General features: G+C 72.5%; 24 protein-coding genes. 12 read left to right on the forward strand and 12 right to left on the reverse strand.

Annotation, left to right across the window (positions count from 1 at the left end):
• Positions 1–91: 91 nt before the first annotated feature.
• Complete coding sequence (locus tag Asera_RS12935) at positions 92–601, reverse strand: MerR family transcriptional regulator (RefSeq protein ID WP_084131234.1); 510 nt, start codon at positions 599–601, stop codon at positions 92–94.
• A 24-nt stretch (positions 602–625) separates the two neighbouring features.
• Between Asera_RS12935 and Asera_RS12940 the strand changes: the two genes are divergently transcribed.
• Positions 626–2,056 (forward strand): MFS transporter, encoded by a 1,431-nt coding sequence (locus Asera_RS12940; protein ID WP_084131231.1) that lies wholly within the window; start codon positions 626–628, stop codon positions 2,054–2,056.
• Between the two features lie 247 nt (positions 2,057–2,303).
• Complete coding sequence (locus Asera_RS12945) at positions 2,304–3,533, forward strand: acyl-CoA thioesterase/bile acid-CoA:amino acid N-acyltransferase family protein (RefSeq protein ID WP_157034762.1); 1,230 nt, start codon at positions 2,304–2,306, stop codon at positions 3,531–3,533.
• 92 nt (positions 3,534–3,625) lie between these two features.
• Here Asera_RS12945 and Asera_RS12950 read toward each other — a convergent pair whose 3' ends face one another.
• Positions 3,626–4,924, reverse strand: coding sequence for an MFS transporter (locus tag Asera_RS12950; RefSeq protein ID WP_051802085.1), 1,299 nt, complete (start codon positions 4,922–4,924; stop codon positions 3,626–3,628).
• A gap of 235 nt (positions 4,925–5,159) precedes the next feature.
• On the opposite strand from Asera_RS12950, the gene Asera_RS12955 reads away from it, so the two are divergent.
• The 5 genes from Asera_RS12955 (at position 5,160) to Asera_RS12975 (ending at position 10,167) form a co-directional block, all read left to right on the forward strand.
• Positions 5,160–5,864 carry a hypothetical protein gene (locus Asera_RS12955; protein ID WP_035296158.1) on the forward strand — a complete coding sequence of 235 codons (705 nt, stop codon included), beginning with the start codon at positions 5,160–5,162 and terminating at the stop codon, positions 5,862–5,864.
• Positions 5,865–5,901: 37 nt separating this feature from the next.
• Positions 5,902–7,800, forward strand: coding sequence for an MOSC domain-containing protein (locus Asera_RS12960; RefSeq protein WP_244843858.1), 1,899 nt, complete (start codon positions 5,902–5,904; stop codon positions 7,798–7,800).
• A 138-nt stretch (positions 7,801–7,938) separates the two neighbouring features.
• The gene (locus Asera_RS12965; protein ID WP_030445680.1) at positions 7,939–9,060 is read left to right on the forward strand and encodes a lactonase family protein; all 1,122 of its coding nucleotides are present in this window, start codon (positions 7,939–7,941) and stop codon (positions 9,058–9,060) included.
• Between the two features lie 154 nt (positions 9,061–9,214).
• A complete protein-coding gene (locus tag Asera_RS12970) occupies positions 9,215–9,988 on the forward strand; it encodes an SDR family NAD(P)-dependent oxidoreductase (protein ID WP_030445679.1) in 774 nt (257 codons plus the stop codon).
• A 47-nt stretch (positions 9,989–10,035) separates the two neighbouring features.
• Positions 10,036–10,167, forward strand: a complete 132-nt coding sequence (locus tag Asera_RS12975; protein ID WP_425305943.1) for a 50S ribosomal protein L36 — start codon at positions 10,036–10,038, stop codon at positions 10,165–10,167.
• 108 nt (positions 10,168–10,275) lie between these two features.
• On the opposite strand, the gene Asera_RS12980 is transcribed toward Asera_RS12975, so the two are convergent.
• Together Asera_RS12980 and Asera_RS12985 are read right to left on the reverse strand one after the other, a co-directional pair.
• Positions 10,276–10,503, reverse strand: coding sequence for a hypothetical protein (locus Asera_RS12980; protein WP_035296155.1), 228 nt, complete (start codon positions 10,501–10,503; stop codon positions 10,276–10,278).
• Positions 10,500–11,108, reverse strand: a complete 609-nt coding sequence (locus tag Asera_RS12985) for an RNA polymerase sigma factor (RefSeq protein ID WP_030445677.1) — start codon at positions 11,106–11,108, stop codon at positions 10,500–10,502. Before Asera_RS12985 ends, Asera_RS12980 begins: the two co-directional genes overlap by 4 nt.
• Before the next feature lie 330 nt (positions 11,109–11,438).
• On the opposite strand from Asera_RS12985, the gene Asera_RS12990 reads away from it, so the two are divergent.
• From Asera_RS12990 to Asera_RS13005, 4 genes are all read left to right on the forward strand, one after another.
• Positions 11,439–11,915: a peroxiredoxin family protein gene (locus Asera_RS12990; protein WP_030445676.1), complete on the forward strand. Its 477-nt coding sequence runs from the start codon at positions 11,439–11,441 to the stop codon at positions 11,913–11,915.
• A 74-nt stretch (positions 11,916–11,989) separates the two neighbouring features.
• Positions 11,990–14,767, forward strand: a complete 2,778-nt coding sequence (locus Asera_RS12995; protein WP_084131225.1) for a helix-turn-helix transcriptional regulator — start codon at positions 11,990–11,992, stop codon at positions 14,765–14,767.
• A gap of 136 nt (positions 14,768–14,903) precedes the next feature.
• Positions 14,904–15,785, forward strand: a complete 882-nt coding sequence (locus Asera_RS13000; protein WP_030445674.1) for an alpha/beta fold hydrolase — start codon at positions 14,904–14,906, stop codon at positions 15,783–15,785.
• Positions 15,786–15,832: 47 nt separating this feature from the next.
• On the forward strand, positions 15,833–16,120 hold the full coding sequence (locus tag Asera_RS13005; RefSeq protein ID WP_030445673.1) for a ScoMcrA-related endonuclease: 288 nt from the start codon (positions 15,833–15,835) through the stop codon (positions 16,118–16,120).
• Between the two features lie 78 nt (positions 16,121–16,198).
• Here Asera_RS13005 and Asera_RS13010 read toward each other — a convergent pair whose 3' ends face one another.
• The 8 genes from Asera_RS13010 to Asera_RS13045 form a co-directional block, all read right to left on the reverse strand.
• Complete coding sequence (locus Asera_RS13010) at positions 16,199–16,618, reverse strand: DUF5709 domain-containing protein (protein WP_030445672.1); 420 nt, start codon at positions 16,616–16,618, stop codon at positions 16,199–16,201.
• Positions 16,619–16,657: 39 nt separating this feature from the next.
• Entirely contained in the window at positions 16,658–18,130 is a 1,473-nt protein-coding gene (locus Asera_RS13015) for a dihydrolipoyl dehydrogenase family protein (protein ID WP_051802084.1), read from the reverse strand.
• A 397-nt stretch (positions 18,131–18,527) separates the two neighbouring features.
• Positions 18,528–18,785 carry a DUF6510 family protein gene (locus tag Asera_RS13020; protein ID WP_030445670.1) on the reverse strand — a complete coding sequence of 86 codons (258 nt, stop codon included), beginning with the start codon at positions 18,783–18,785 and terminating at the stop codon, positions 18,528–18,530.
• The gene (locus Asera_RS13025; protein WP_030445669.1) at positions 18,782–19,528 is read right to left on the reverse strand and encodes a ferredoxin reductase; all 747 of its coding nucleotides are present in this window, start codon (positions 19,526–19,528) and stop codon (positions 18,782–18,784) included. The genes Asera_RS13020 and Asera_RS13025 overlap by 4 nt, the downstream gene beginning before the upstream one ends.
• A complete protein-coding gene (locus Asera_RS13030) occupies positions 19,498–20,097 on the reverse strand; it encodes a sulfite oxidase-like oxidoreductase (RefSeq protein ID WP_030445668.1) in 600 nt (199 codons plus the stop codon). Before Asera_RS13030 ends, Asera_RS13025 begins: the two co-directional genes overlap by 31 nt.
• A 107-nt stretch (positions 20,098–20,204) precedes the next feature.
• Positions 20,205–20,561, reverse strand: coding sequence for a VOC family protein (locus tag Asera_RS13035; RefSeq protein ID WP_030445667.1), 357 nt, complete (start codon positions 20,559–20,561; stop codon positions 20,205–20,207).
• 2 nt (positions 20,562–20,563) lie between these two features.
• The gene (locus Asera_RS13040; RefSeq protein ID WP_030445666.1) at positions 20,564–21,016 is read right to left on the reverse strand and encodes an SRPBCC family protein; all 453 of its coding nucleotides are present in this window, start codon (positions 21,014–21,016) and stop codon (positions 20,564–20,566) included.
• A 5-nt stretch (positions 21,017–21,021) separates the two neighbouring features.
• Entirely contained in the window at positions 21,022–21,348 is a 327-nt protein-coding gene (locus Asera_RS13045; protein ID WP_030445665.1) for an ArsR/SmtB family transcription factor, read from the reverse strand.
• A gap of 98 nt (positions 21,349–21,446) precedes the next feature.
• On the opposite strand from Asera_RS13045, the gene Asera_RS13050 reads away from it, so the two are divergent.
• Entirely contained in the window at positions 21,447–22,067 is a 621-nt protein-coding gene (locus Asera_RS13050) for a GNAT family N-acetyltransferase (RefSeq protein WP_084131303.1), read from the forward strand.
• Positions 22,068–22,179 lie beyond the last annotated feature (112 nt).

Here is a 22,179-nt window from a genome sequence, read left to right on the forward strand (position 1 = left end):
TCGTCCGCACCGTCGGCACGATCGCCGTGCCGCGCCGGGCGGTTCGAGCATCGCCCGGCGTCGGCTGGTTCGCGCGGGTCGGTCGTGCTGCTCAGGCGGTGTTGGTGGGGGCCCAGAGCCGGTCGGCGTCGCCGGCGGCGAGGCTGCCGCGGTAGACGTCGATCTTGTGGTCGATGAGCGTCAGGTTCTCCTGGATCTCGGCGAGCCGGGCGCGCACCTCGGCGCGGTGCGCCTCCAGCAGGGCGAGGCGCTCGGCCTCGTTGCCGGGGCCGGCGGCGACGAGCTCCGCGTAGCGCCGGATGCCCCGGATCGGCATGCCGGTGGCGCGCAGCTTGGTGCAGATGACGACCCACTTGAGGTCGAGTTCGTGGTACCGCCGGCGACCGCCACTGGTGCGATCGACCGCGCTGATGACCAGCCCGGCCCGCTCGTAGTAGCGCAGCGTGTGCACGCTCACGCCGGTGCGGCGGGCCGCCTCGGCGATGGTCACCCCCTCGGCCGGCAGCGGATCCTGCGCCGCCTTCCGCCGGGGCGGATGCTGCTCGTCCCGGGGCGCCGGGTGGCGTGGTCGGGTCGTCGACTGCGGCTTGACTTCGAGCACGCTCTAAATCCTAGCGTCGACGGCATGGTCTCCTCCGTGGCGTCATCACCGGCCGCCTCCGCGACGTTGAGCCGGCGGCGCAAGTACCTGGTGCTCACCATCTGCTGCATCAGCATGATCGTCGTGGTCATGGACATCTCCGTGGTCAACGTTGCACTCCCGGCGATCGGGCACGATCTGCACGCCGCCGAGTCCGGACTGCAGTGGACCGTGGACGCGTACACGCTGGTGCTGGCGGGGTTTCTGGTGCTGGCCGGATCGACCGCGGACCGGATCGGCCGGCGGCGGGTGTTCCAGGCCGGGCTCGCGGTCTTCGGCCTCGGGTCGCTGCTGTGCGGGCTGGCGCCGGGGGTCGGCTGGCTCGTCGCCGCGCGGGTGGTGCAGGCGGTCGGCGGCACCATGCTCAACCCGGTGGCCCTGGCGATCGTGGCGAACACGTTCACCGGTGCGGCCGAGCGCGCGCGGGCGATCGGCGTGTTCGGGTCCGTCTCGGGGCTGGGACTCGCCCTGGGGCCGATCCTCGGCGGCGGGCTGGTGGACGCGTTCGGCTGGCGTGCGGTCTTCTGGATCAACGTGCCGGTGGTGGCCGCCGCCGTCGTGGCCGCCGCCCGGTACCTGCCCGAGTCGCGCGCGGAGCGGGCCCGCCGGTTCGATCCGGTCGGGCAGCTGCTGATGGTGGTGCTGCTGGGCGGTGTGGTGACCGCGATCATCGAGTCGGGGCCGCGCGGCTGGGGCTCGCCGGTGATCGTCGGGCTGCTGGTGGCCGCGGCGCTCGCGGTGGCCGGCATCGTCTGGTACGAGCCGCGCCGGGCCGATCCGTTGCTGGAGCTGCGGCTGTTTCGCAGCGTGCCGTTCAGCTCGGCGATCGTACTGGCGGTGTTCGCGCTGTGCGGCTTCGGCGCGTTCCTGTTCGTGACCACGCAGTACCTGCAGGACGTGCGCGGGCTGCCGCCGGTCGCCGCGGGGCTGTGCCTGCTGCCGGTCGGGGTACCGGTGCTGGTGATCTCGCCGCTGACCGGCCGGCTCGTCGCCCGGTCCGGGCCGGTACCGCCGCTGCTGGTGGCCGGTACCGCACTGGCGCTGGGCGGGAGCGCGTCGCTGTGGCTGCGGCCGGGCACGCCGCTGTGTGCGGTGCTGGCGACGTACCTGCTGTTCGGGGTGTTCCTGGGCACGGTGAACCCGCCGATCAGCAACGCGGCGATCGCCGGCATGCCGCGGTCGATGGCCGGGCTGGCCGGCTCGCTCGCCTCCACCGGCCGGCAGACCGGTACCACGCTGGGGGTCGCGGTGTCCGGCGCGATCGTCGGCCCGGCGCTGGCCGCCGGCGGTACGACCTTCACCGCTGCGGCGCACCGGGTGTGGTGGATCGTCGTCGCGCTCGGCGTCGGCATCGTCGCGCTCGCCCTGCTCGGCGCCCGTACCGGCCGGCGCCCGTCGCGGCCCCGAACGACCTGACCGGACCCCGCGCGACGCGGCCCGACCGCCAGCGTCCTGTTGCGGCCCGAGCACGAGCGTCCGTCCCGTTGCGGTGCGGCCCGATCGGCCCGTCGTGGTGCGGACCGGCGGCGGGCGGCCACCGGGTCGTCGTGAGCGGCCCGAGCGTGAGCGGCTCGACCGGGCCGGACGTCCGTCGTTGCGTCGGCCGGTGCTGCCTGTCGGTACGGGACTGCGCCGTCAAGATCACCCGTGGTTTGATGCGAACGTGCGCAGAGTTGCGGTAGTGCTGTCGGCGTTGGCGTTCGTCGGTGCCGCGCTGGGCGGCTGTGGCCAGGACGAGCGCGCGACGATCTCGATCGACCATCCCGACTCACTGTCCGATCGGCCGGTGCACGTGCGCATCGGCGGCCTGCCGGCCGGCCACACCGTCTCGGTCCAGCTGCGGCTGGTGAACAAGCGGACGTTGGCGTCGACCGCGGCATACCGGGTGCCGTCGGGTGGTGTGGTCGATCTGCGCACCGCCAAACCGGTGGGCGGCACGCCGTACCACGGGGCCGATCCGATGGGGCTGTTCTGGACCCTGCGGGCGAAGACCGACGCGCCGTGGCACCTGACCTGGACGCTGCGGTACACGCTGACCGTGCGCGACGGCGGCACGGTTGTCGGCCGGCGCACGCTGACCCGGCGCAGCACCGTCTCCGGGCTGCACAGCCGGAAGCTGCGGCCGGACACCGACGGCGTGTACGGCACGATGTTCGAGCCGCCGGCCGGCTCGCCGAAACGTCCCGGGGTGCTGGTGTTCGGCGGCTCCGAAGGCGGCGAGTTCCTGGACGGGGTGGCCAGAATGCTTGCGGTGCACGGCTTTCCGTCGCTGAGCCTGGCCTACTTCGGCGAGCCGGGCCTGCCGTCGAGCCTGACCCGGGTGCCGCTGGAGTACTTCGCGAAGGCCATGACCGTGCTGTCCCACCAGCCCGGCGTCGACCCGAGACACCTGGCCGTACTGGGCGGTTCCCGCGGCGGCGAGGCCGCACTGCTGGTCGGTTCGTACTTTCCGGCTCAGGTGCACGCGGTGATCGCGTTGACCCCGGCGAACGTCGCTGTCGGCGCCCCGCCGTCGGGTCACGACCCGGCCTGGACCTATCGCGGCAAGGCGATCCCGTACACCCGGCAGTTCAACGAGCCGGCGCCCACCGACGTGCCGAAGGCGGTGATCCCGGTCGAGCGCATCGCCGGACCGGTGCTGCTCACCTGTGGTGGCCGGGACGCGGTGTGGGCGTCGTGCCCGTACGCGCGCGCCGCCGACGCGCGGCTGTCCGCGCACCACGACCGGTACCCGCACCGGGTGCTCGCCTATCCGGGTGCAGGGCACCGGTCGAACGCGTTGCTGCCCTACGTGCCGGTCCGCAACGACCCGACCGCGCAGGCCGACGAGGCGGCGAAGCGGTCCGAATGGCCCGCCACGCTCGCGTTCCTGAAGCAGTTGCGGTCGGCGTGAGCTGGCCGCGTCAGCCGACCGTCCGAGCCGCGGTGCCGGCGGTGCCGGCGGGGCCGGCCGCGTCCGCCGCGTCCGCCGCGCCCGCCGCGCGGTCACTCTGCCGGTGGGGGCGCCTCGTCGTGCCGCGCACGCAGGAGTGGCGAGAAGGCGACGATGAGCGCGGCGACCACGAAGATCGCGGCGCCGATGCCCATGGTCAGGCGGTAGCCGAGGAACGTGGCGACCAGTCCGGCCAGCAGGGCGCCGAAGAAGAAGACGGTGCGGTTGACGGTGCGGATCGTCGAGTTCATCCGGCCCTGGATCGCATCGGGCGCGACGGACTGCCGGTACCCGGTGTCGTTCGCGTCTTCGATGCCCATGGCGAGGCAGTAGACGAACTGCGCCGCGGCAACCAGCGCCAGCAGCGCGACGCCACGACTGGCGGCGCTCACGGGCACCACCGCGAGCGCGAGCCATGGCGCGACGACCAGGGCTCGGCCGAGGAAGATCGCGCGCCCCGCACCGAGCCGCGCGCCGACGCGCGGCGCGATGAGTGCCCCGAGAAACCCGCCGACTCCGCCGAACGCCAGCGCGAGCCCGTACCCCCAGGGTTGAAGCTTCAGCTGCCGGAGGACGAACACCGCGAACATGGTCATCACGATGCTGTTGCCGAGAAACCAGGTGTGCACCGAGAGCGCCAGCGGACGCAGCGTCGGGTGACGGTACGTGTAGCGCATGCCCTCCGCGATGTCGTGACCGACATGGCGGCCGGGTTCGCGACGGCCCGGCTTCGGCTCGTCGACCCTGATGCGGGCCTGGAGCACCGCCGAGGCCGCGGTGAAGATCGCGTCGAACACGAAAAGCAGGGGCGCGCCGAGGACGTTCAGCAGCGCGCCGCCGAGCGCCGGCCCCGCGGTGTCGGCCACCGTCTGGCTCTGTCCGAGGCGCGCGTTGGCCATGACGAGGGATTCGCGGGGCACGATCCGCGGGACGAGCGGCTGCGTGGCCGAGTCGGCGAACAGGATCAGCACGCCGAGCACGAGAGCGACGATCGCGACCGACCAGAAATGCAGCGTGTCGGTGAACATCAGGACCGGAATCGCGGCAAGAGCGATCGCCCGCCCGATGCTGGTGACGACGAGCGTGCGCTGCCGGCGCCAGCGGTCCATGAGCGCACCGACGATCAGCCCGAGGAACAGGTAGGGCAGCACGCCGAGCGCGCTCAGGATGCTGATCTGTACGGGCGTCGCGTGCAGCACCGAAACGACCAGAACGTTGAGCGCGACACCGGAAACGGCGCCCCCGAGCGCGCGGATGCTGCTCGCGGTCCAGAGGTAGCCGAACGCCGGCTGGCGGAGCACCTCGCGCGGGCGGGCTGCGACGCCGGCCGCCGACTCCGCGCCCTCGTCCACCCGACCAGCCTAGTTGGCGCGGTTCGCGCGGTCGACGGCGCAGGCCGGCCACCGCTCGCGTGCTGGCGAGACCGCGCACCCACCGGCCGGGCGAGCCGGGCCGCCCGGCGCTCGGGTGTCGACTCGGCAGGCGTCCGATGTCGGTGGGGGATGCGAAGCTGTGCCGCACCATCGTGCACGGTGATCTTTTGGAGGGCCGATGTCTTTTGGAGGGTCGATGTCTGTTGGCGGGCCGATGTCTGCTGGACGCTCAGGGGCCGACCCGTCGGGTGGGTTCGATTCCGCTTGGTGCGCCACCGACCTCGGTGCGTACCGGCCCTGCCGCTACACCTACCAGCACTATCCCTACGACAGTCTGCCGCCGCTGAACTCGGCCGAGTTCACGGGCACGTTCCGATGGCTCGGCGGTCTGCGCGAGCCCGTCGCCAAGCGGGTCAGGGCGCTCGACCGGACGGCGGCGAAGCTCGCGGCGGACGGCCTGGAGTTGCCGGCCGACTTCGTCGCCTTCCAGACCGACTCGGCCCTGTACCTGTCGCTCGACGAGGTCTCGGTGACCGGCTGCTGGACCGACATCTCGGCGCCGCTGCCCAGCCCGGTCGAGCCCGGCGCCTTCCTGCTGCGGTTCCTGCGGGACCAGCAGGACTGCGTCATCTGGTACCTCTACCTGCGGCCCTCGGGTGAGACGTTCGTGGTGTACTCCGGTCTGGACTACGAGTACGAGTACCAGCAGTGGCGCGACGGTGCGGAGACGGCGATCGAGCTCGACGATCCGGAGAAGCAGCGGAGCGCGATCACCTGGTGCGCGCCGTCGTTCGAGGAGTTCGCCTACCGGTTCTGGGTCGAGAACCGCCTCTGGCGAGCCCTGCACGACGACGACCTGGCCGGACTCGAACCCTGGGTGCGTGACTACCTGAGCCACTACCTCCCGACGCCGGCGTAGGGCCGACACGCGCCGGACCCGCTGTCCGGAAGGCACGGTGTCCCTTTCGACACCGCTGCGCGTTATCGACTCGATCGCCGGCGATGGTGTCGCCTGGACCGCCGAACTGGCCGCGGGCGGGCACGCCGCGGCCCGTGCCGTGCTTGCCTGGGACGAGCCGCGGTCGAGGGCGGCCCCGGTACACCGGGAGGGTGAGATGGCCACGTTGTTGTCGGTCAACGTCGGAATGCCGCGCGACGTGACCTGGCAGGGTCGCACCGTGCACACCGGGATCGTGAAGAACCCGGTGGACGGGCCGCGGCTGGTCCGGCGGCTCAACGTCGACGGCGACGGGCAGGGCGATCTCGCCGGGCACGGTGGCGAGATCCGCGCCGTCCTGGTCTACCAGCGCGAGTCGTACCAGCACTGGCGCCGGGAACTGGGCCGCGACGACCTCGGCTACGGCCGGTTCGGGGAGAACTTCACCGTCGACGGGCTTCCCGACGACCAGGTGCACATCGGCGACCGGTACCGGATCGGCGGGGCCGAGTTCGAGGTCACCCAGCCTCGGGTCACCTGCTTCCGGGTCGGCATGCGGCTGGGCGTACCGGAGATGCCGTCGCTACTGGTGTCCCATCACCGGCCCGGCTTCTACCTGCGGGTGCTCACCGAGGGGTACGTGCGGGCCGGAGACGAGATCGTGCGCACCCACGTCGGCGAGCACGAGATGACCGTCGCCGCCATCGATGCACTGCTCTACCTGCCGGACCGGGACGAGGAGGCGTTGCGCCGGGCGGTCGAGATTCCGGCGCTGAGCCCCGGCTGGCGGCAGTCGTTCCGCGACCTGATCGATGCGCCGGGCGCCGCGCCACCGGTCGGCGTGGAACCCGCCGGTTGGCCCGGATTCCGGCCGATGCGCATCACCCGGATCGTGCCCGAGAGCGCCAGCATCACCTCGCTTCACCTGGGTGCCCTCGACGACGCCGGTCCGCTGCCCCGGCCGCGCCCCGGTCAGTACCTGACGGTGCGGGTGCCGGGCGTGAGCGATCCGGCGCCGGTGCGCAGCTACTCGCTGTCGGCGGCGCCGTCCTCGCGCGACTACCGGATCAGCGTCAAGCGCGAGCCGCACGGCGCCGTCAGCGGGTACCTGCACGGCCGGCTGCGGGTGGGTGACACTCTCGACGTGGCCGCGCCGCGCGGTGAGTTCGTCCTCGACGCGAGCCCCGGTGGTGGGGCGGTGCTGCTGCTGTCCGCCGGTGTCGGCGTCACCCCGGTGCTGGCGATGCTGCACGCGCTTACCGCGGCCCGCGACGAGCGGGAGATCTGGTGGCTGCACACCGCGCGGTCGGCCGCCGACCACGCGTTCGCGGCCGAGGCGCACCGGCTGCTCGCCGCACTGCCGCACGGTCACGAGCGGATCTACTACACCGCACCGGATCCGTCCGCCGCACCGGTGGTACCGGTGATGCCGGGCCGGATCGACCGGTCCGCGCTGGCCGCCCTCGACCTGCCCGCCGGTACCGCCGTCTACCTGTGCGGGCCGGAGGGGTTCATGGCCGCCATGCGCACGGCGCTGGCCGACCTGGGCGTCGCCGACGCCGACATCCACGCCGAGCTGTTCGGCGCGCTGGCGCCGATCAATCCCGGGGTCGTCGGCGCCGCCACCGTGCCGCCGCATCCGCCGGCCGGCGCGCCCGGTACCGCGCCGCAGGTCACCTTCGCCCGCAGTGGGCTGAGCGTGCCGTGGCGAGACGACTTCCGTACCGTGCTGGAGTTCGCCGAGGCGTGCGACGTGCCGACCCGGTGGTCGTGCCGGACCGGGGTGTGTCACACCTGTCAGACCACGGTGCTGTCCGGCGCGGTGCGCTACCGGCCCGATCCGCTGGAGCCGCCGGACGCGGGCACCGCGTTGCTGTGCTGCTCGACCCCGGACAGCGATCTGGTGCTCGATCTGTGATCCGGTGGGCCGGGGCGGCCGCCGCCCCGGCCGATGCGATCCGACGTGCCAATTCCCACAGTTTCCCGGATTCGGTAAGTGCTGCCGTGCCGGTGGCCACCAACGAACGACGTACCGGAAACCGTGTGAGGAGACAACGTGAAGGTCAGAAAGTCCCTGGTGGCGGGGGCGGCGGTCGCTGCCGCGGCGGTGAGCCTGGGTACCGCGGGCGCCGCGCAGGCACATCCGCAGCATCGCAGCGACGCCGACGCGGCGGTGTTCGTACAGACCGACAACCCGGACGGGAACAGCGTCGTCGCGTACCACCGGTCCGCCGACGGCACCCTGCAGCACGCGCACACGTACGCCACCGGCGGGCGCGGCGGCGTGCTGGCGGGATCCCAGGTCGACCACCTTGCCTCGCAGGGCGCGCTGGCCAGGTCGGGCAGCACGCTGTTCGCGGTCAACGCGGGCAGCAACACCCTCAGCGTCTTCGGCGTGCGTGGCGACCAGCTGCGGCGTACCCAGGTGGTCGGCACCGGCGGCTCCTTCCCGGTCAGCGTGGCGGTGCACGGCTCGATGGTGTACGTGCTGAACGCGCGGGACGGCGGCTCGATCCAGGGCTTCCTGCGGCTCGGTGACCACCTGGTACGGGTACCGGGCTGGCACCGCGGGCTCGGCCTCGACCCCGACCAGACCCCGGAGTTCACCAGCACACCGGGACAGGTGGCGTTCACGCCGGACGGTACCAAACTGGTCGTGACGACCAAGGCCAACGGCAACGCGATCAAGGTGTTCCCGGTTTCCCTGCTCGGGTTGGGCCGGGCGGTGACGACCTCCGACGCGGGCAACGTCCCGTTCGCCGTGACGTTCGACTCCGCCGGCCGGCTGTTGGTGGCCGAGGCGGGTCCGAACGCGATCGCCACGTTCACCGTTGGGCACAACGGTTCCCTGCACCTGAGTTCCCGTACCGCGACCGGCCAGCAGGCGACCTGCTGGATCGCCCGGTCGGGCAGCTCGGTCTACGCGTCGAACGCGGGCAGCGCGACCGTGTCGCAGTTCCGTTCCGAGCAGGGCGTGCTCACCTCGGCCGGGACCGTGGGTACCGACCCGGGCACCGTCGATGCCAGTGCCAGTTCCGACGGCCGGTTCGTCTACGTCCAGACCGGGAAGACCGGCACGGTGGACGAGTTCCGGGTCGGCAGTACCGGCACGCTGACCTCGATCGGATCGGTGACCGTGCCCGGCGCGGCCGGCGGCGAGGGCATCGTCGCCTCCTGACCGCGGTACCGGCATCGGTCGGTGGGGCCGTGCGCATCGCCGGCCGGCCCCACCGACCGACCGCACCCGGCGGCCGCGCGCCGCGTACTCCCGTGTGCCGGACGGGGATTCGGCGGCGCCGGTAAGAACCGGCCCGGCGCCGACACCCACCTTCATGGACACTTCTGAGCTGGATCTGACCGGCCGGCTGGCGGTCGTCACCGGCGCCGGCCGGGGGATCGGGCGCGCGGTCGCGGTGGAGTTGGCCCGCGCCGGCGCCCGATTGGCGCTGGTGGCGCGAAGCGCGGACCAACTGGCCGAGGTCCGCGACGAGCTGGCCGCGGCCGGAGCGGTCGCCGAGGCCTACTCGGCGGACCTGGCCGACATCGCGACGGTGGCCGAGCTGGGGGCCCGCATCGAGCGCGACCTCGGACCGGCGGGCGTGTTGATCAACAATGCGGGTGTGGTCGGACCGATCGGCCCGACCGATCGCCTGTCCGTGGCCGATGTCGAGCAGTCGTTCCGGGTGAATGCGATCGCGCCGATGCTGTTGACGGCCGCGTTCCTCGAATCGATGCGGAAAGCGGGCTGGGGCCGGATCGTGAACGTGTCCACCGGTGTGGTCGCACATCCGACCGCGTTGGCGCGCGGCAACACCTACGTGGCGGCCAAGAGCGCGTTGGAGGCCCACAGCCTCAACCTGGCGGCCGAACTCGCCGGCACCGGAGTCACGGTCAGCGTGTACCGGCCCGGCCGGGTGGACACCGCCATGCAGGGTTGGATCCGGGATCAGGATCCGGACACGGTCGGTGGCGGCCTGGTCGAGCGGTTCGCCGAGTGGCACCGGTCGGGCGAGCTGATCACGCCGGCCCACTCGGCGCGGGCGCTCGTCTCTCGACTCGGCGATACCGAGACCGGCCGGATCCTCGACGTCGCGGACGCCGCCTGAGCCGGGGAATTCCACCGGCCGGGGCGGCGTTGCGGGGAGCGGAGGGGGTGTCGAACGTGAAGGTACGCAACTCGGTTCGGGCGCTCAAGGCGAAGGACGGTTCCTACCTGGTACGTCGGCGTGGCCGCATCTTCGTGATGAACAAGCGCAACCACCGGGTGAAGGCCCGGCAGGGCTGACCGAACATGGTCGAGGGGCCGTCCGGCTACTGCTGGGCGGCCCTCGACGTGTCTGCGTCCGGCGAGGTGGGGAGGCCGCGCCGGCGCGGTCAGGACACGGCGACCCGGTCAGGCGAGGGCGAGCAGTCCGGCCAGGTCGTCGGCGCACGGGTGACAGTCGCGCAGATGGATCGCCACGCCGGGGAAGCGCACGGCGGGGTCGAGGCCGGCGAGGATCTCCTCGGCGTACAGGTCGAGCACCTCGCGGGTCGGGCCGCAGCCGGCGTCGCCGTCGTGCGTCGTCAGGAAGGCCAGTAGCGCCTGACGCCCGTCGGGTGTCGGATCGGGCTGCGTCATCGCGCACCATCCTCACTGAGATGGCCGTTCGCGACCAGGTAGGCCCGGATCTTTCGCCGTGCGTCGAAGACCGCCTTGTAGACGGCGTTGCGGTTCGAGCCGATCTCGTGCACGTAGGCGTCCAGCGGCATGCCGTCGACCACGATCGCCACGAACGCGTCGCGTTGCCGGCTGGTCAGTTCCTTCGCCACGGCGGCACGCACCGCGGCCAGCAGGTCGGCCGACTGGGCGGCCTGCTCCGGGGAGAAGCCGAACCGGTCCGGCAGCCGTTCCCACTGCTCGGTCTCCAGTGGCTGCGCGGCGCGGGCCCAGAAGTGCCGGGAGATCTTGGCCCCGACCTCGAACACGACGAACTTGTACACCCAGGTGGTGAAGCGGCTCTCGCCGCGGAACTCGGGCAGCTTGCGCAGGATCGACACGAGCGCGTCGTCAGCCGCCTGATGGGCGATGTCGTCCAACTCCGGCCCGGCCACCCGTAGCAGCCCGGCCCGGCGGCCGGCCTCGGCCCGTGCCGCGCGCAACAGCAGAGCGTGCAGCCGAACCTGGGCAGCGGTGCGCGACGCGCCCTGCAACTCGATGAGCCAGGTTCGGGTCTGCTCGTCCACCGCAGGTCGGGACGGCCTCGACGCCGCTGGGGATACCACGCACCGAATATAGGCACGGCCGGTCGGCCCGCGGCCATGGTCGGTGGCAGCCGTTGCCGGTCGGTAAGAGCTCCGCACCCCGCCGGGTGCCCACGGCCGGTCCGACCACCCGCGGGCTACCGGTCGGTAGGTGTTGCCGGTGGAAAAACGCCGCCCGGCGGTAAGACCGGCCCCGGCGGCGCCACTCACCACTGTGGCCAGCGTCGGCCGGCAGGGGAGGACAGGCTCCTGCGCAACGGTCCGGCGTTGGCCACAGCCATGTTCCCGGCCGCTACGTTGCGAAGGATCCCGATGGCCCTGCTGAACCCTGGTGACAAGTTCCCCGAGCTGACCGTGCAGCTGCCGGACGGCCGCAGCCTGACGCTGCCCGACGAGACCGTGGGCCACTACGGTGTGGTGCTGATCTACCGCGGCTCGTGGTGCCCCTACTGCAACGCCCAGCTCGCGTCGTTCCAGCGCGCGAAGGAGAAGCTGGCGGCCGTCGACACCCGGGTGGTCGCGCTGTCGGTGGACGACGAGGCGACGACCGCCGAACTGGTCGCCAAGCACCGTCTGGAGTTCCCGGTCGGGTACGGTGCCGACGCCGCCGAGGTGGCCGCGGTCACCGGGGCGTTCGTCAACCCCGACCCGGTCTACCTGCAGTCGACCGGGTTCGTCCTGGACCGCGACGGCAAGGTCGTGGTGTCGGTGTACTCCAGCGGTGCGATCGGCCGGCTGGTGCCGGCCGACGTGATCGGGCTCGTCGAGTACCTGGCCGCCCATGCCTGAGGGCACCGGCGGTGCGGGACCGGCATGAAGCGGCTTCGGCACCGACGAGTGCAGGCGTAGCTTGTGAGCACGACATGTTTCGCGGCATCGACCCGACCGGCGGCCGCACGCCGGTGCGGAGGGGTCACGTGCTGATTGACCGACGTACAGAGGCCGAAACGCTCGACCGCCTGCTCACCGATGTGCGGGCGGGGGAGAGCAGGGCCCTGATGCTGCGCGGTGAGTCCGGCATCGGCAAGACCGAACTGCTCGGTTACCTGCGGGACAGGTCCGGTGGCTGTGAGATCGTGTCGGCCGCTGGTGTCGAGGCCGAGGCCGGGTTCGCGTTCGCCGGTCTACACCAGGTGTGTGCGCCGATGCTGAGCGGCCTGCGCCGGATTCCCGAGCCGCAGCGGGCGGCGCTCAACACGGCGTTCGGGTTGGACATCGGCCACCCGCCGGACCCGTTCATGGTGGGCATGGCGGCGCTGAGCCTGTTCGCCGAGACCGCCCGGGAACGGCCACTGCTGTGCCTGATCGACGACGCGCAGTGGCTGGACCGGGCGTCGGCGCAGGTACTGGGGTTCGCCGCGCGGCGGCTGCAGGCCGAATCGGTGGCTCTGGTGTTCGCGGTTCGGGACGACGGTGGCCGTACCGCGGCGCCGGAGCTGGCCGGCCTGCCCGAGCTGCTGGTAACCGGGCTGCCGGAGGTGGAGGCGCGGGCGCTGCTGGCGTTGGCGCACCCCGGCCCGGCCGACCCGGGTGTGCTGAACCGGATCATCGCGGAGAGCCAGGGCAACCCGTTGGCCCTGCTGGAGCTGCCCCGCGGATTCACTCCGGCGGAGTTGGCCGGCGGGTTCGGGTTGCTGGCATCGGTGCCGCTGCCGCGGCGGATCGAAGAGAGTTTCCGGCGTCAGATCGCGACCCTGACACCGACGGCGCGGCAGATCCTGTTGACCGCCGCGGCCGAACCGGTGGGCGACCCGGTCCTGGTGTGGCGCGCGCTGGGCCGGTTGGGTGTGGATGTGGACATCGATCCCGCGGCCCGGGCGGCGACCGAAGAGTTCGTGACGTTCGGTGCCCGGGTGACGTTCCGGCATCCGCTGTTGCGCTCGGCGGTGTACCGGGCCGCGGGCCCGGAGGATCGTCGCCGGGTTCAGCGGGCGCTGGCGGAGGTCACCGACGCGAGCACCGATCCGGATCGGCGGGCCTGGCATCGTGCCCAGGCCACGGTCGGCGAGGACGAGGAGGTCGCCGCGGAACTGGTGCGCTGCGCGGCGCGGGCGCAGGCCCGCGGCGGCCCGGCGGCCGCGGCGGCGTTCCTGGAACGCGCGTCGGACCTGACCCCGAACCCGCCCCGGCGCGCGCAGCGGCTGCTCGCCGCTGCCGAGGCGCAGTATCAGACCGGGATGCCGGAGCCGTCGGTGCGGCTGCTCGCCCGGGCCGAGGCCGGCCCGCTGGACGAGGTGGAACGTGCGCACGCGAACCTGCTGCGGGCCAGGATCGCGTTCACCGTCGATCGCGGCGTGGCCGCGCCGGGGCTGCTGTTGCAGGCCGCGATTCGGTTGCAGGCGCTGGATCCGGGGTTGGCGCGGGAGACCTACCTGGAGGCGATGCAGGCGGGCTGGTTCGTCGGCGGCGACGGGCGGGGGCCGACGCTGCGCGAGCTTGCGGCAGAGGCACTGGAGGCCCGGGCGACACAGGATCCGGCCGACGTGTGCGACCTGTTGCTGACCGGTCTCGCGGTGCGCTACCGGGACGGTTTCGGGGCCGGTACTCCACTGCTGCGGGAGGCGTTGTCGCAGCTGACGGCCGGGCCGGTCGACCAGGCGGGACTGCGCTGGCTGTGGTTCGCCGGTACCTGCGCGATGGACGGGTGGCAGCACGCGGCGGCCGATACGATCACCGAGGCTTTCGTGGCACGGGCGCGGCGGTCGGGCACCTTGACCGCGCTGCCGTTGGCGTTGGCGCAGCGCATGGTGGTGCAGGTGTTCGCCGGTGACCTGGCTGCCGCGGACGGGCTGGTGCACGAGTTCGACGCGGTGCGCGCCAGCACCGGCCTGGACGAGCCGTCGTACGCCAGCCAACTGGTCGCCGCCTGGCGCGGTGCGGAGGACACCACCGCGGAGCTGGTGGCGGCCACCACCAAGGAGGCGCTGCAGCGCGGTGAGGGGCTCGGTGTTGCGGCCGGCGGGTGGGCGCTGGCGGTGCTCTACAACAGCCTCGGCCGCTACGACGAGGCGCTGGCGGCGGTACTGCCGGCGGCCGAGTCGGACGCCGATCTGGGCCTGGTGACCTGGTGCTCGCTGGTCGAGCTGATCACCGCGGCAGCCCGGCTGGGCCATGTCGAGATCGCCGGCGACGCGCTGGCGCGGTTACGGACGATGACGCGGGCGGCGGGTACCGACTGGGCGCTCGGGTTGGAGGCACGCTGCCAGGCGCTGCTGGACCCCGACGCCGAGCCGCACTTCCGCGAAGCGCTGGACCGGTTGGCGCGTACCCCGATCCGCAGCGAGCTGGCTCGTACCCGGCTGCACTACGGGGAGTGGCTGCGCCGGCAGAACCGGCGCAGTGACGCGCGCCGGCAGCTGCGCAGCGCGTACGAGATGTTCGGGGAGATGGGCATGGCGCTCTTCGCGGCACGGGCGGCCCGGGAACTCGGCAGCACCGGCGAAACGGTACGCAGACGCAGTGACGGGAACGTCGCGGACCTGACGCCGCAGGAGGTGCAGATCGTCCGCCTGGTCCGCACCGGACTGTCCAATGTGGAGATCGCGACTCGGTTGTTCATCAGCCCGCGCACGGTCGAGTGGCACCTGAGCAAGACGTTCGCGAAGCTCGGCGTCACCTCCCGCCGGCAGCTGCGCCGCTGACCGCGCAAGCCGGGTGTAGCGGGCAGACCCGGGCACCGGCCGGTGCCCGGCACGGGCGCGAGCCGGCGGCGGTGGCCACACGCTGTGGGGGTGCGCCGGGCCACGGCGTCACGGTCGACCAGCAGGGGTGAGAGCCATGTCAGCCGTCCACCATCGGTACGCGACCATCGACGGGCACCGATTGTTCTACCGGGAGGCCGGCGACGCGACGGCGCCGACGATCGTGCTGTTGCACGGGTTCCCGACCAGTTCGTTCATGTTCCGCAACCTGATCCCTGCGCTGGCCGACCGGTACCACGTGATCGCGCCGGACCATCTCGGGTTCGGTCTGTCGGACGCACCGCCGGCCGACGACTTCGACTACACCTTCGATGCGTTGACCGACCTGACGATCGGACTGCTGACGCAGCTGGGGGTGCTGCGCTGTGCCCTCTACGTGCACGACTACGGTGCGCCGATCGGGTGGCGCATCGCGCTGCGGCACCCGGATGCGATCACCGCCATCGTCAGCCAGAACGGCAACGGTTACGACGCCGGCTTCGTCGAGGAATTCTGGCGCACGGTGTGGAACTACCAGCGGGACCGCACACCCGACACCGAGGCCGCGATCCGGCAGGCCCTGACGCTGGATGTCACCCGCTGGCAGTACCTGACCGGGGTACCGGACGAGAGCCTGGTCAGCCCGGACACCTGGCACCACGACTTCGCGTTGCTCAGCCGGCCAGGAAACGACGAGATCCAGCTGGCACTGTTTCGCGACTACGCGACCAACGCCCCGATGTACCCGCGGCTCCACGACTACCTGCGTACCAGTGCGGTGCCGGTGTTGGCGGTGTGGGGCCGCGGCGACCAGATCTTCGGCCCGGCCGGAGCGGAAGCGTTCGCGGACGACGCGGTCGAGCCGGAGATCCGGCTGCTGGAGGGCGGCCACTTCCTGCTGGAGAGCGCCGGCGACGAGGTGGCGGCGCTGATCCGCGACTTCCTGTCCCGCCGCCTGCCGCAGGCGGCAGCGGCCTGAGCGCACGGTCGGCGCGCCGCCGCGCCGACCCGTGGGAGGAGAGAGCGATGACACGATCGATCGCGTGGGACCGGGTGTCGCCCGCCGACGTCGAACGGGCGATGCGGGAGTACGACAAGCTCGGTCCCGAACGGTTCTTCGCCGCGCACGGCTTCGCCCCGACCACCACGTACACGCTGGTGCGGGGCGGCCGGTCGTACCCGCCGAAGGCGATGCTCGGGGTCGCCTACGAGTTCGCGACCGGGGAGCGGCTCGCCTCGGGTGACTTCGAGGGCGGCAAGGCCGGTGCGGTCACGGTGCTCGGCCGGCTCGGCTTCACCGTCGAGCACGTCTGATCCGAGCGCACCGTCGAGCACGGCTGATCCGCCCGGATGCTGACATCCGGGCGGATCAGGGTTGCCGGCCAGGAGCGGTCAGGCGCGGTCGCCGTCGGGGACGATGTGCACCGCGGCTTCCTCGGCGGAGGCGGCGCGGCCGTCGATCCCGACATCGCGGGCGACGAAGTCCTCGCCGGGATCCGAGTCGTCCAGGTCGACGAACACGAGCCGGCCCGACCGCTCGGCGCCCACCTGGTCGTCGATCGGTTCACCGTCGGTGTCGGTACTGTCGCCGATCCCGTCGCCGTCGCCCAGCGCGGAGACGTCCGGTACCTCGCGGGAAAGCCGGCGCGACAGCGACTCGTGGCCGCCGATCTCGCGGTCGGTGATTCCCCAGGCCGGCCGGTCCGGCGGCGAGTAGCCCTCGTCGGGATCGACGCCGACCTCCTCGTCGTCCAGGCTCTCCTCGGCCGCCAGCAGACTCTCGTCCCACGAACCGTCATCCGAACCGCTCACCGGTCAGGTCCTTTCTCGTTACGGGGCAACACGAACGGGTCAGCCGCGGTACGCCTCCAGCAGCCGCAGCCAGACCTCGCTGATGGTGGGGAAGCACGGTACCGCGTGCCACAGCCGGCCGATCGGGACCTGGCCGGCGACCGCGATCGTGGCCGAGTGCAGCAGCTCCGCGACGCCCGGGCCGACGAACGTGGCCCCCAGCAGCGTCTCGGTGTCCAGGTCGACCACCATCCGGGCCCGCCCCTGGTACCCGTCGGCGTACAGCAACGCGCCGACCACCTGTTGACCGAGGTCGACGTCGACGGCCCGCACCCGGTGTCCGGCGCGCTGCGCCTGCGCTGCGGACAGACCCACCGCGCCGACCTCCGGGTCGGTGAACACGGCCTGCGGTACCGCGGCGGTGTCGGCGGTCGCCGCGTGCGCGCCCCACGGTGCGTCGTCCAGCGACCGGCCGGCGGCCTGGGCGGCGATCGCGGCGCCGGCGATGCGCGACTGGTACTTGCCCTGGTGGGTCAGCAGCGCGCGGTGGTTCAGGTCGCCCACCGCGTACAGCCAGCCGCCGGCGACGCCGCGCACCCGGCAGCTGTCGTCGACGTCCGGCCACGACCCGGCGGTCAGGCCGACCGTGTGCAGTCCGATGTCGCCGGTGTTGGGTTTGCGGCCGGTGGCCAGCAGCACCTCGTCGGCCTCGAACTCGCTGCCGTCGTCGAGCACCAACCGGACCGGCCCCGTACCGCCGGGCCGGCTCAGTTCGGTGACCGTGACGCCCAGCCGCACCTCGACGCCGGACTCCTTGAAGCCCTGCCCGACCAGTTCGCCCACGAACGGTTCCATCCGGGGCAGCAGCCCGGACTCGCGTACCACGAGGGTGACCGTGGAGCCCAGCCCGTTCCAGGCGGTGGCCATCTCGACGCCGACGGGGCCGCCGCCGACCACCGCGAGCCGGCCCGGCACGGTACTGCTGTCGGTGCCCTGCCGGTTGGTCCACGGCCGCGCCTCGGCGATGCCGGGCAGGTCGGGCAGCGCGGGGGAGCTGCCGGTCGCGAGCACCACCGCGTGCCGGGCGGACAGCCGCACGATCCGGTCGTCGGGGGTGGCCACCGAGACCCGGCGCGGCCCGTCGAGACGGCCGTGCCCGCGCACCAGCACGGCGCCCTGGCCGCTGGTGACCCAGTCGGCCTGCCCGCTGTCGTCCCAGTCGGTGACGTACCGGTCCCGGCGGCCGAAGACACCGGCCGGGGCGACCTGGCCGGTGACCGCCTCCCGGGCGCCGTCGACCCGCTGCGCGTCGGACACCGCGAGCACCGGGCGCAGCAGCGCCTTGCTCGGTACGCACCCCCAGTAGGAGCATTCGCCGCCGACCAGCTCGCGCTCCACCACCGCCACGCTCAGTCCGGCCGCCCGGGCCCGCTCGGTCAGTACCTGCCCGACCGGGCCGGCGCCCAGCACGATCACGTCGTAGGTGTCCTGCGCCGGGCCGTTCTTCGTGTCTGTCGTTGCCGTCTCGGTCATGTCCGTTCCTCTTCCCCGCCTGCGCGATGGTCAGAGTCGTACTGTCGTCCGATCGCCGCCGGACCGAACCCGTGGTGACCACCGGTTCCGCCCCAGGGATCGCCCGGCCGGCCCGGTGGCGGCCGGTCAGCCGGCCCAGCGGTCGGACAGGAACGCGAGGGCAAGATCGTGGACAGCGGTGTGACGAGGCGGAGGTAGCCGGTTCCGATCCGTGGCAGGCGCAGGCCACCGCCGCGGCAAGTCGGCGTCGGTGCCGTCGCCGGCCGTGCTGGGTGAGGTGCTCCAGCCGCGGGCGAACACCTCTGCGCCTCCGGCAGGTCATCGCGCATCACGTAGCGGCCCGAGCGGCGCCGGGCCGTCGAGCCCGCCGGGCCGGCCGGTGGGTTGCAGGTCGGCGTCAGCCGGCGGGTTGCAGGTCGGCGAAGCCGAGGGCATCGACGCAGGTGACGCCGCGCACCTCGGCCAGCACCAGCAGTACCGCATCGCAGCCCGGGCACCGCGCGACGGTGCCCGGCCCGGCCAGGTACACCGCGAGGGCGCCGAGCCGGTTGCTGTCCCCGCAGTGCCCGCACACGCCGGTGGCGGTGGTCATCTCCCTACCGAACACCTCCTGCAGGGCGCCGGCGATCGCGTTGCCGTCCAGTCGGTCGGTCATGAGGTCCCCCCGAAGCGTTCGGTGCGGATCCGGCCGGGGTCGTGACCCAGCCCGACCAGCGCGTTCGCCGTCGCTTCCACGAACCCGGTCGGTCCGCAGACGTACACCGCCGGATGCTCCTCCGGCGGCCAGCTCACCTGGCGCAGCAGCGCGGTGTCGACCCGGCCGGTGTAGCCGTGCCAGCCGGCGGGCTGCGCGCGGGTCAGCGTGATGCTCACGTCGATGCCGTCCCGGGCGGCGAGGCGCAGCAGCTCTTCGCGGTAGATGACCTGGTCGAAGGTGCGCGCGGAGTACAGCAGCCGGATCGGTGCGGCGCTCATCGCGGCGCCGTGCTCGCGCAGCATGGCGCGAAACGGCACGATGCCGGACCCGCCGGCGACCAGCAGCGCCGGCACGGCGTCGGTGGGCCGCCAGACGAAGTACCCGCCGACCGGGCCGCGCAGCTCGATCCGGTCACCGGCCCGCAGCTCGTCGACCAGGTACGGGGAGACCTCCCCGTCGTCGAGCCGTTCCACCGTCAGCACCAGTTGTTCGTCGCTGGGTGCCGAGGCGATCGAGTAGCTGCGCTGCGCCTGGTACCCGTCGTCGGCGGTCAGCCGCACGTCGACGTGCTGGCCGGCCAGGTGGCCGGGCCAGTCGGGTGCGTCGAGGACGATGCTGTGCGTCTGGTCGGTCTCGGCGGTCACCTCCAGTACCGTCGCGAACCGCCAGCTCAGTCGCCCGAGTACCGCTGTTCTTTCCATGGGTCTCCGTAGTTGTGGTAACCGTAGTTCTCCCAGAACCCGGGCTGGTCGTCGTCGCGCAGCTCGATGCCGCGGACCCACTTGGCGCTCTTCCAGAAGTACAGGTGCGGCACGAGCAGCCGGGCCGGCCCGCCGTGCTCGGGCGTGAGCGGCTCACCCTCGTACTCGTAGGCGATCATCGCCTGGCCACCGGTCAGGTCGGCCAGCGGCAGGTTCGTGGTGTACCCGCCGTCGGAGAACGCCAGCGCGTAGTCGGCGCTGGTGTCGATGTCGGCCAGCAACGTGTCGAGCGAGACTCCGCGCCACTGCGTGTCGAGCTTCGACCACTTCGTCACGCAGTGGATGTCGGTGGTGATGGTCGTGGCCGGCAGTGCCCGCAGTTCGTAGAAGCTCCAGACGACCGGTTCGTCGACCGCGCCTCGGATGGTGAAGGTCCAGTCCGCCGCGAGCCGGCGTGGCGTCGGCCCGGCCGACAGCACCGGGAAGTCACGCGTCACGTACTGGCCCGGCGGTACCCGGGCCGGGTCGACCTCGGCCCTTCTCCGGCCGTGAAACCCACGGGTGACCATGCTCCACACCCCTCACCTCGACGACGCCCGAGCGGTCGGTACCAGTGTGTCCCAGCACGGCGCCGCGGGGACCCGTGTTTCCCCCGGGTCCACGCCCGGGTGCGCGGTCAGTACACCTCGCGGAAGTTGCCGACCAGCTGGATCGAGTTGCCATCGGGGTCGGGCAGCGGGCAGAGCCGGACGCCCTTGTTGGCCTCGATGATCTCGCCCGGGTCCAGGCCCAGCTCGCGCAGCTCGCGGACGCCCTCGTCGAGGTCGGACACGGCGAGGTTGAGCAGGTCGTACCCGGCGCGCCGGGCGTCCTCGGTGACCTGCACCCAGCCGCCCGGGACGACCTGCCACTCGATCAGGTTCGGCATCGGGTCGTTGTCCGGTTCGCGGCCGAACAGCCTGGAGTACCAGGCCCGGGCGGTGCCGATGTCGCGCACCGCGACGACGGCCAGTACGTGCTCCACGTGCGCCATGATCAGTTCTCCTTCGTCTCGTCGGCGGCGAGCTCCGCGGCCAGGGTGTCGAGTTGCTGCGCGGTGCCCTGCTCGCGCCACTGCGGCTGCTCCTGGCCGGGCAGGTACATGCCGTGCTCGGTCAGGACCACCCGGGTGCCGGCGCCGTCGGGGTGGAACTCGACGCTGGTGACCGACACCGTGGACAGCTGGTCGCCGGTGTGCATGGTCGAGGTGGTGAGAATGCGTTCGTCGGGGGCGATGTCGGCGTAGCGGGCCGTGTAGGTCAGCGGGCGCCCCTCGCCGTCGTGGCCCTGGACGGTCTCCAGACCGCCGACCGTGAAGTCCTGGGAGTGTTCGGCGCCCTGGGCCATCCAGCGCTTCCGGGCTGCCGGCGTCGCCCAGGCGGCGAACACCCGCGCGACGGGCGCCGGGAAGTGCCGTTCGAGGGTGAACGTCGAGTGCGTCACGTCCATGATCATCATTCCTTCAGGTACTCGTCGAGTCGGTCGAGTTGCCGTTCCCCGTGGGTGCGTTGGTCGCCGAGCCACCGTTCGGCGGTGCGCAGTGCGGTCGGTTCGAGCCGGCAGCTGCGCACCCGGCCGGCCTTCTCGGTCACGATCACGCCCGCCCGCTCCAGCACCTGCAGGTGCTGCATCACCGCGGGCAACGACATCGCCAGCGGCTCGGCCAGCGCCGTGACCGTCGCCGGGCCCCGTACCAGCCGTTCGACGATGGCGCGGCGGGTCGGGTCGGCGAGGGCCTGGAAGACGCGGCCGATCGGATCGGCACCGAATTGGTTAGGCACATGCTTAACTATTGCGGCCGGCCGGCAGAAAGTCAAGTAGTCGCTTAACTGTTTACCGCCGAGCCGGTCGCTGGCGGTCGGTTGGCAGGATGGCCGGCATGGTGACCGAGCAGCACGTCGTACGGCAGGTACGGCGAGGCGAGGTGGACGCCGCGGCGGCCACCCTGGCCCGGGCGTTCGACGAGGACCCGGTGATGCGGTGGATGTTCGGCGACGCGGCGACGCTGCGGGCCGGCCTGCCGCGGATGTTCGGCACCATGATCCGCCGGTTCCACCTGCACCACCACGCCACCGAGCTGGTCGCCGGCGCCGGCGGGCCGCTCGGCGTGGCGACCTGGGATCCGCCCGGCCGGTGGCGCACGCCGTGGTGGCGGACGGTCTGGGCGGTGCCGTCGCTGCTGCGCGCCATGCAGGGTCGGGTCGAGGCCGGGCAGGCGGTGATCAGCGCGATCGACGCCGTGCACCCCGACGAACCGCACTGGTACCTGGCGTACCTGGGCACCGAGCCGACCGCGCAGCGGGAGGGCATCGGCGGCCGGCTGCTGCGCTCCCGGCTCGCGGTGTGCGACGCCGAGGCGATGCCGGCGTACCTGGAGTCGAGCAACGAGGCGAACGTGCCCTACTACCGCTCGTTCGGGTTCGAGGTCACCCGCGAGATCGTGGTGCCCGACGGCGGCCCGACCCGGTGGGCGATGTGGCGCCCACCGGCCGCCGCCTAGCGCCCCGGAAAGGCGGCTGGATCGGTCGCCACGCGGCGGTACCGCGGTGAGCGGTCGCACCGGCCGGGCGGTGGGCGGCCCGGGCCTGGGTACCGTGGTGCCGGGACGACCG

This window comes from Actinocatenispora sera, assembly GCF_018324685.1.
GTDB classification, from domain to species: Bacteria; Actinomycetota; Actinomycetes; order Mycobacteriales; family Micromonosporaceae; genus Actinocatenispora; species Actinocatenispora sera.

Excerpts from the sequence above, each read along its gene's own strand:
- Asera_RS13015 (WP_051802084.1), bottom strand. The coding sequence starts at position 18,130 with ATGACCGAGACGGCAACGACAGACACGAAGAACGGCCCGGCGCAGGAC.
- Asera_RS13005 (WP_030445673.1), top strand. The coding sequence starts at position 15,833 with ATGACACGATCGATCGCGTGGGACCGGGTGTCGCCCGCCGACGTCGAA.
- Asera_RS12970 (WP_030445679.1), top strand. The coding sequence starts at position 9,215 with ATGGACACTTCTGAGCTGGATCTGACCGGCCGGCTGGCGGTCGTCACC.
- Asera_RS13025 (WP_030445669.1), bottom strand. The coding sequence starts at position 19,528 with ATGGAAAGAACAGCGGTACTCGGGCGACTGAGCTGGCGGTTCGCGACG.
- Asera_RS13050 (WP_084131303.1), top strand. The coding sequence starts at position 21,447 with ATGGTGACCGAGCAGCACGTCGTACGGCAGGTACGGCGAGGCGAGGTG.
- Asera_RS13000 (WP_030445674.1), top strand. The coding sequence starts at position 14,904 with ATGTCAGCCGTCCACCATCGGTACGCGACCATCGACGGGCACCGATTG.
- Asera_RS13035 (WP_030445667.1), bottom strand. The coding sequence starts at position 20,561 with ATGGCGCACGTGGAGCACGTACTGGCCGTCGTCGCGGTGCGCGACATC.
- Asera_RS12980 (WP_035296155.1), bottom strand. The coding sequence starts at position 10,503 with ATGACGCAGCCCGATCCGACACCCGACGGGCGTCAGGCGCTACTGGCC.
- Asera_RS12940 (WP_084131231.1), top strand. The coding sequence starts at position 626 with ATGGTCTCCTCCGTGGCGTCATCACCGGCCGCCTCCGCGACGTTGAGC.
- Asera_RS12955 (WP_035296158.1), top strand. The coding sequence starts at position 5,160 with ATGTCTGCTGGACGCTCAGGGGCCGACCCGTCGGGTGGGTTCGATTCC.
- Asera_RS12995 (WP_084131225.1), top strand. The coding sequence starts at position 11,990 with ATGTTTCGCGGCATCGACCCGACCGGCGGCCGCACGCCGGTGCGGAGG.
- Asera_RS13040 (WP_030445666.1), bottom strand. The coding sequence starts at position 21,016 with ATGGACGTGACGCACTCGACGTTCACCCTCGAACGGCACTTCCCGGCG.
- Asera_RS13020 (WP_030445670.1), bottom strand. The coding sequence starts at position 18,785 with ATGACCGACCGACTGGACGGCAACGCGATCGCCGGCGCCCTGCAGGAG.
- Asera_RS13030 (WP_030445668.1), bottom strand. The coding sequence starts at position 20,097 with ATGGTCACCCGTGGGTTTCACGGCCGGAGAAGGGCCGAGGTCGACCCG.
- Asera_RS12990 (WP_030445676.1), top strand. The coding sequence starts at position 11,439 with ATGGCCCTGCTGAACCCTGGTGACAAGTTCCCCGAGCTGACCGTGCAG.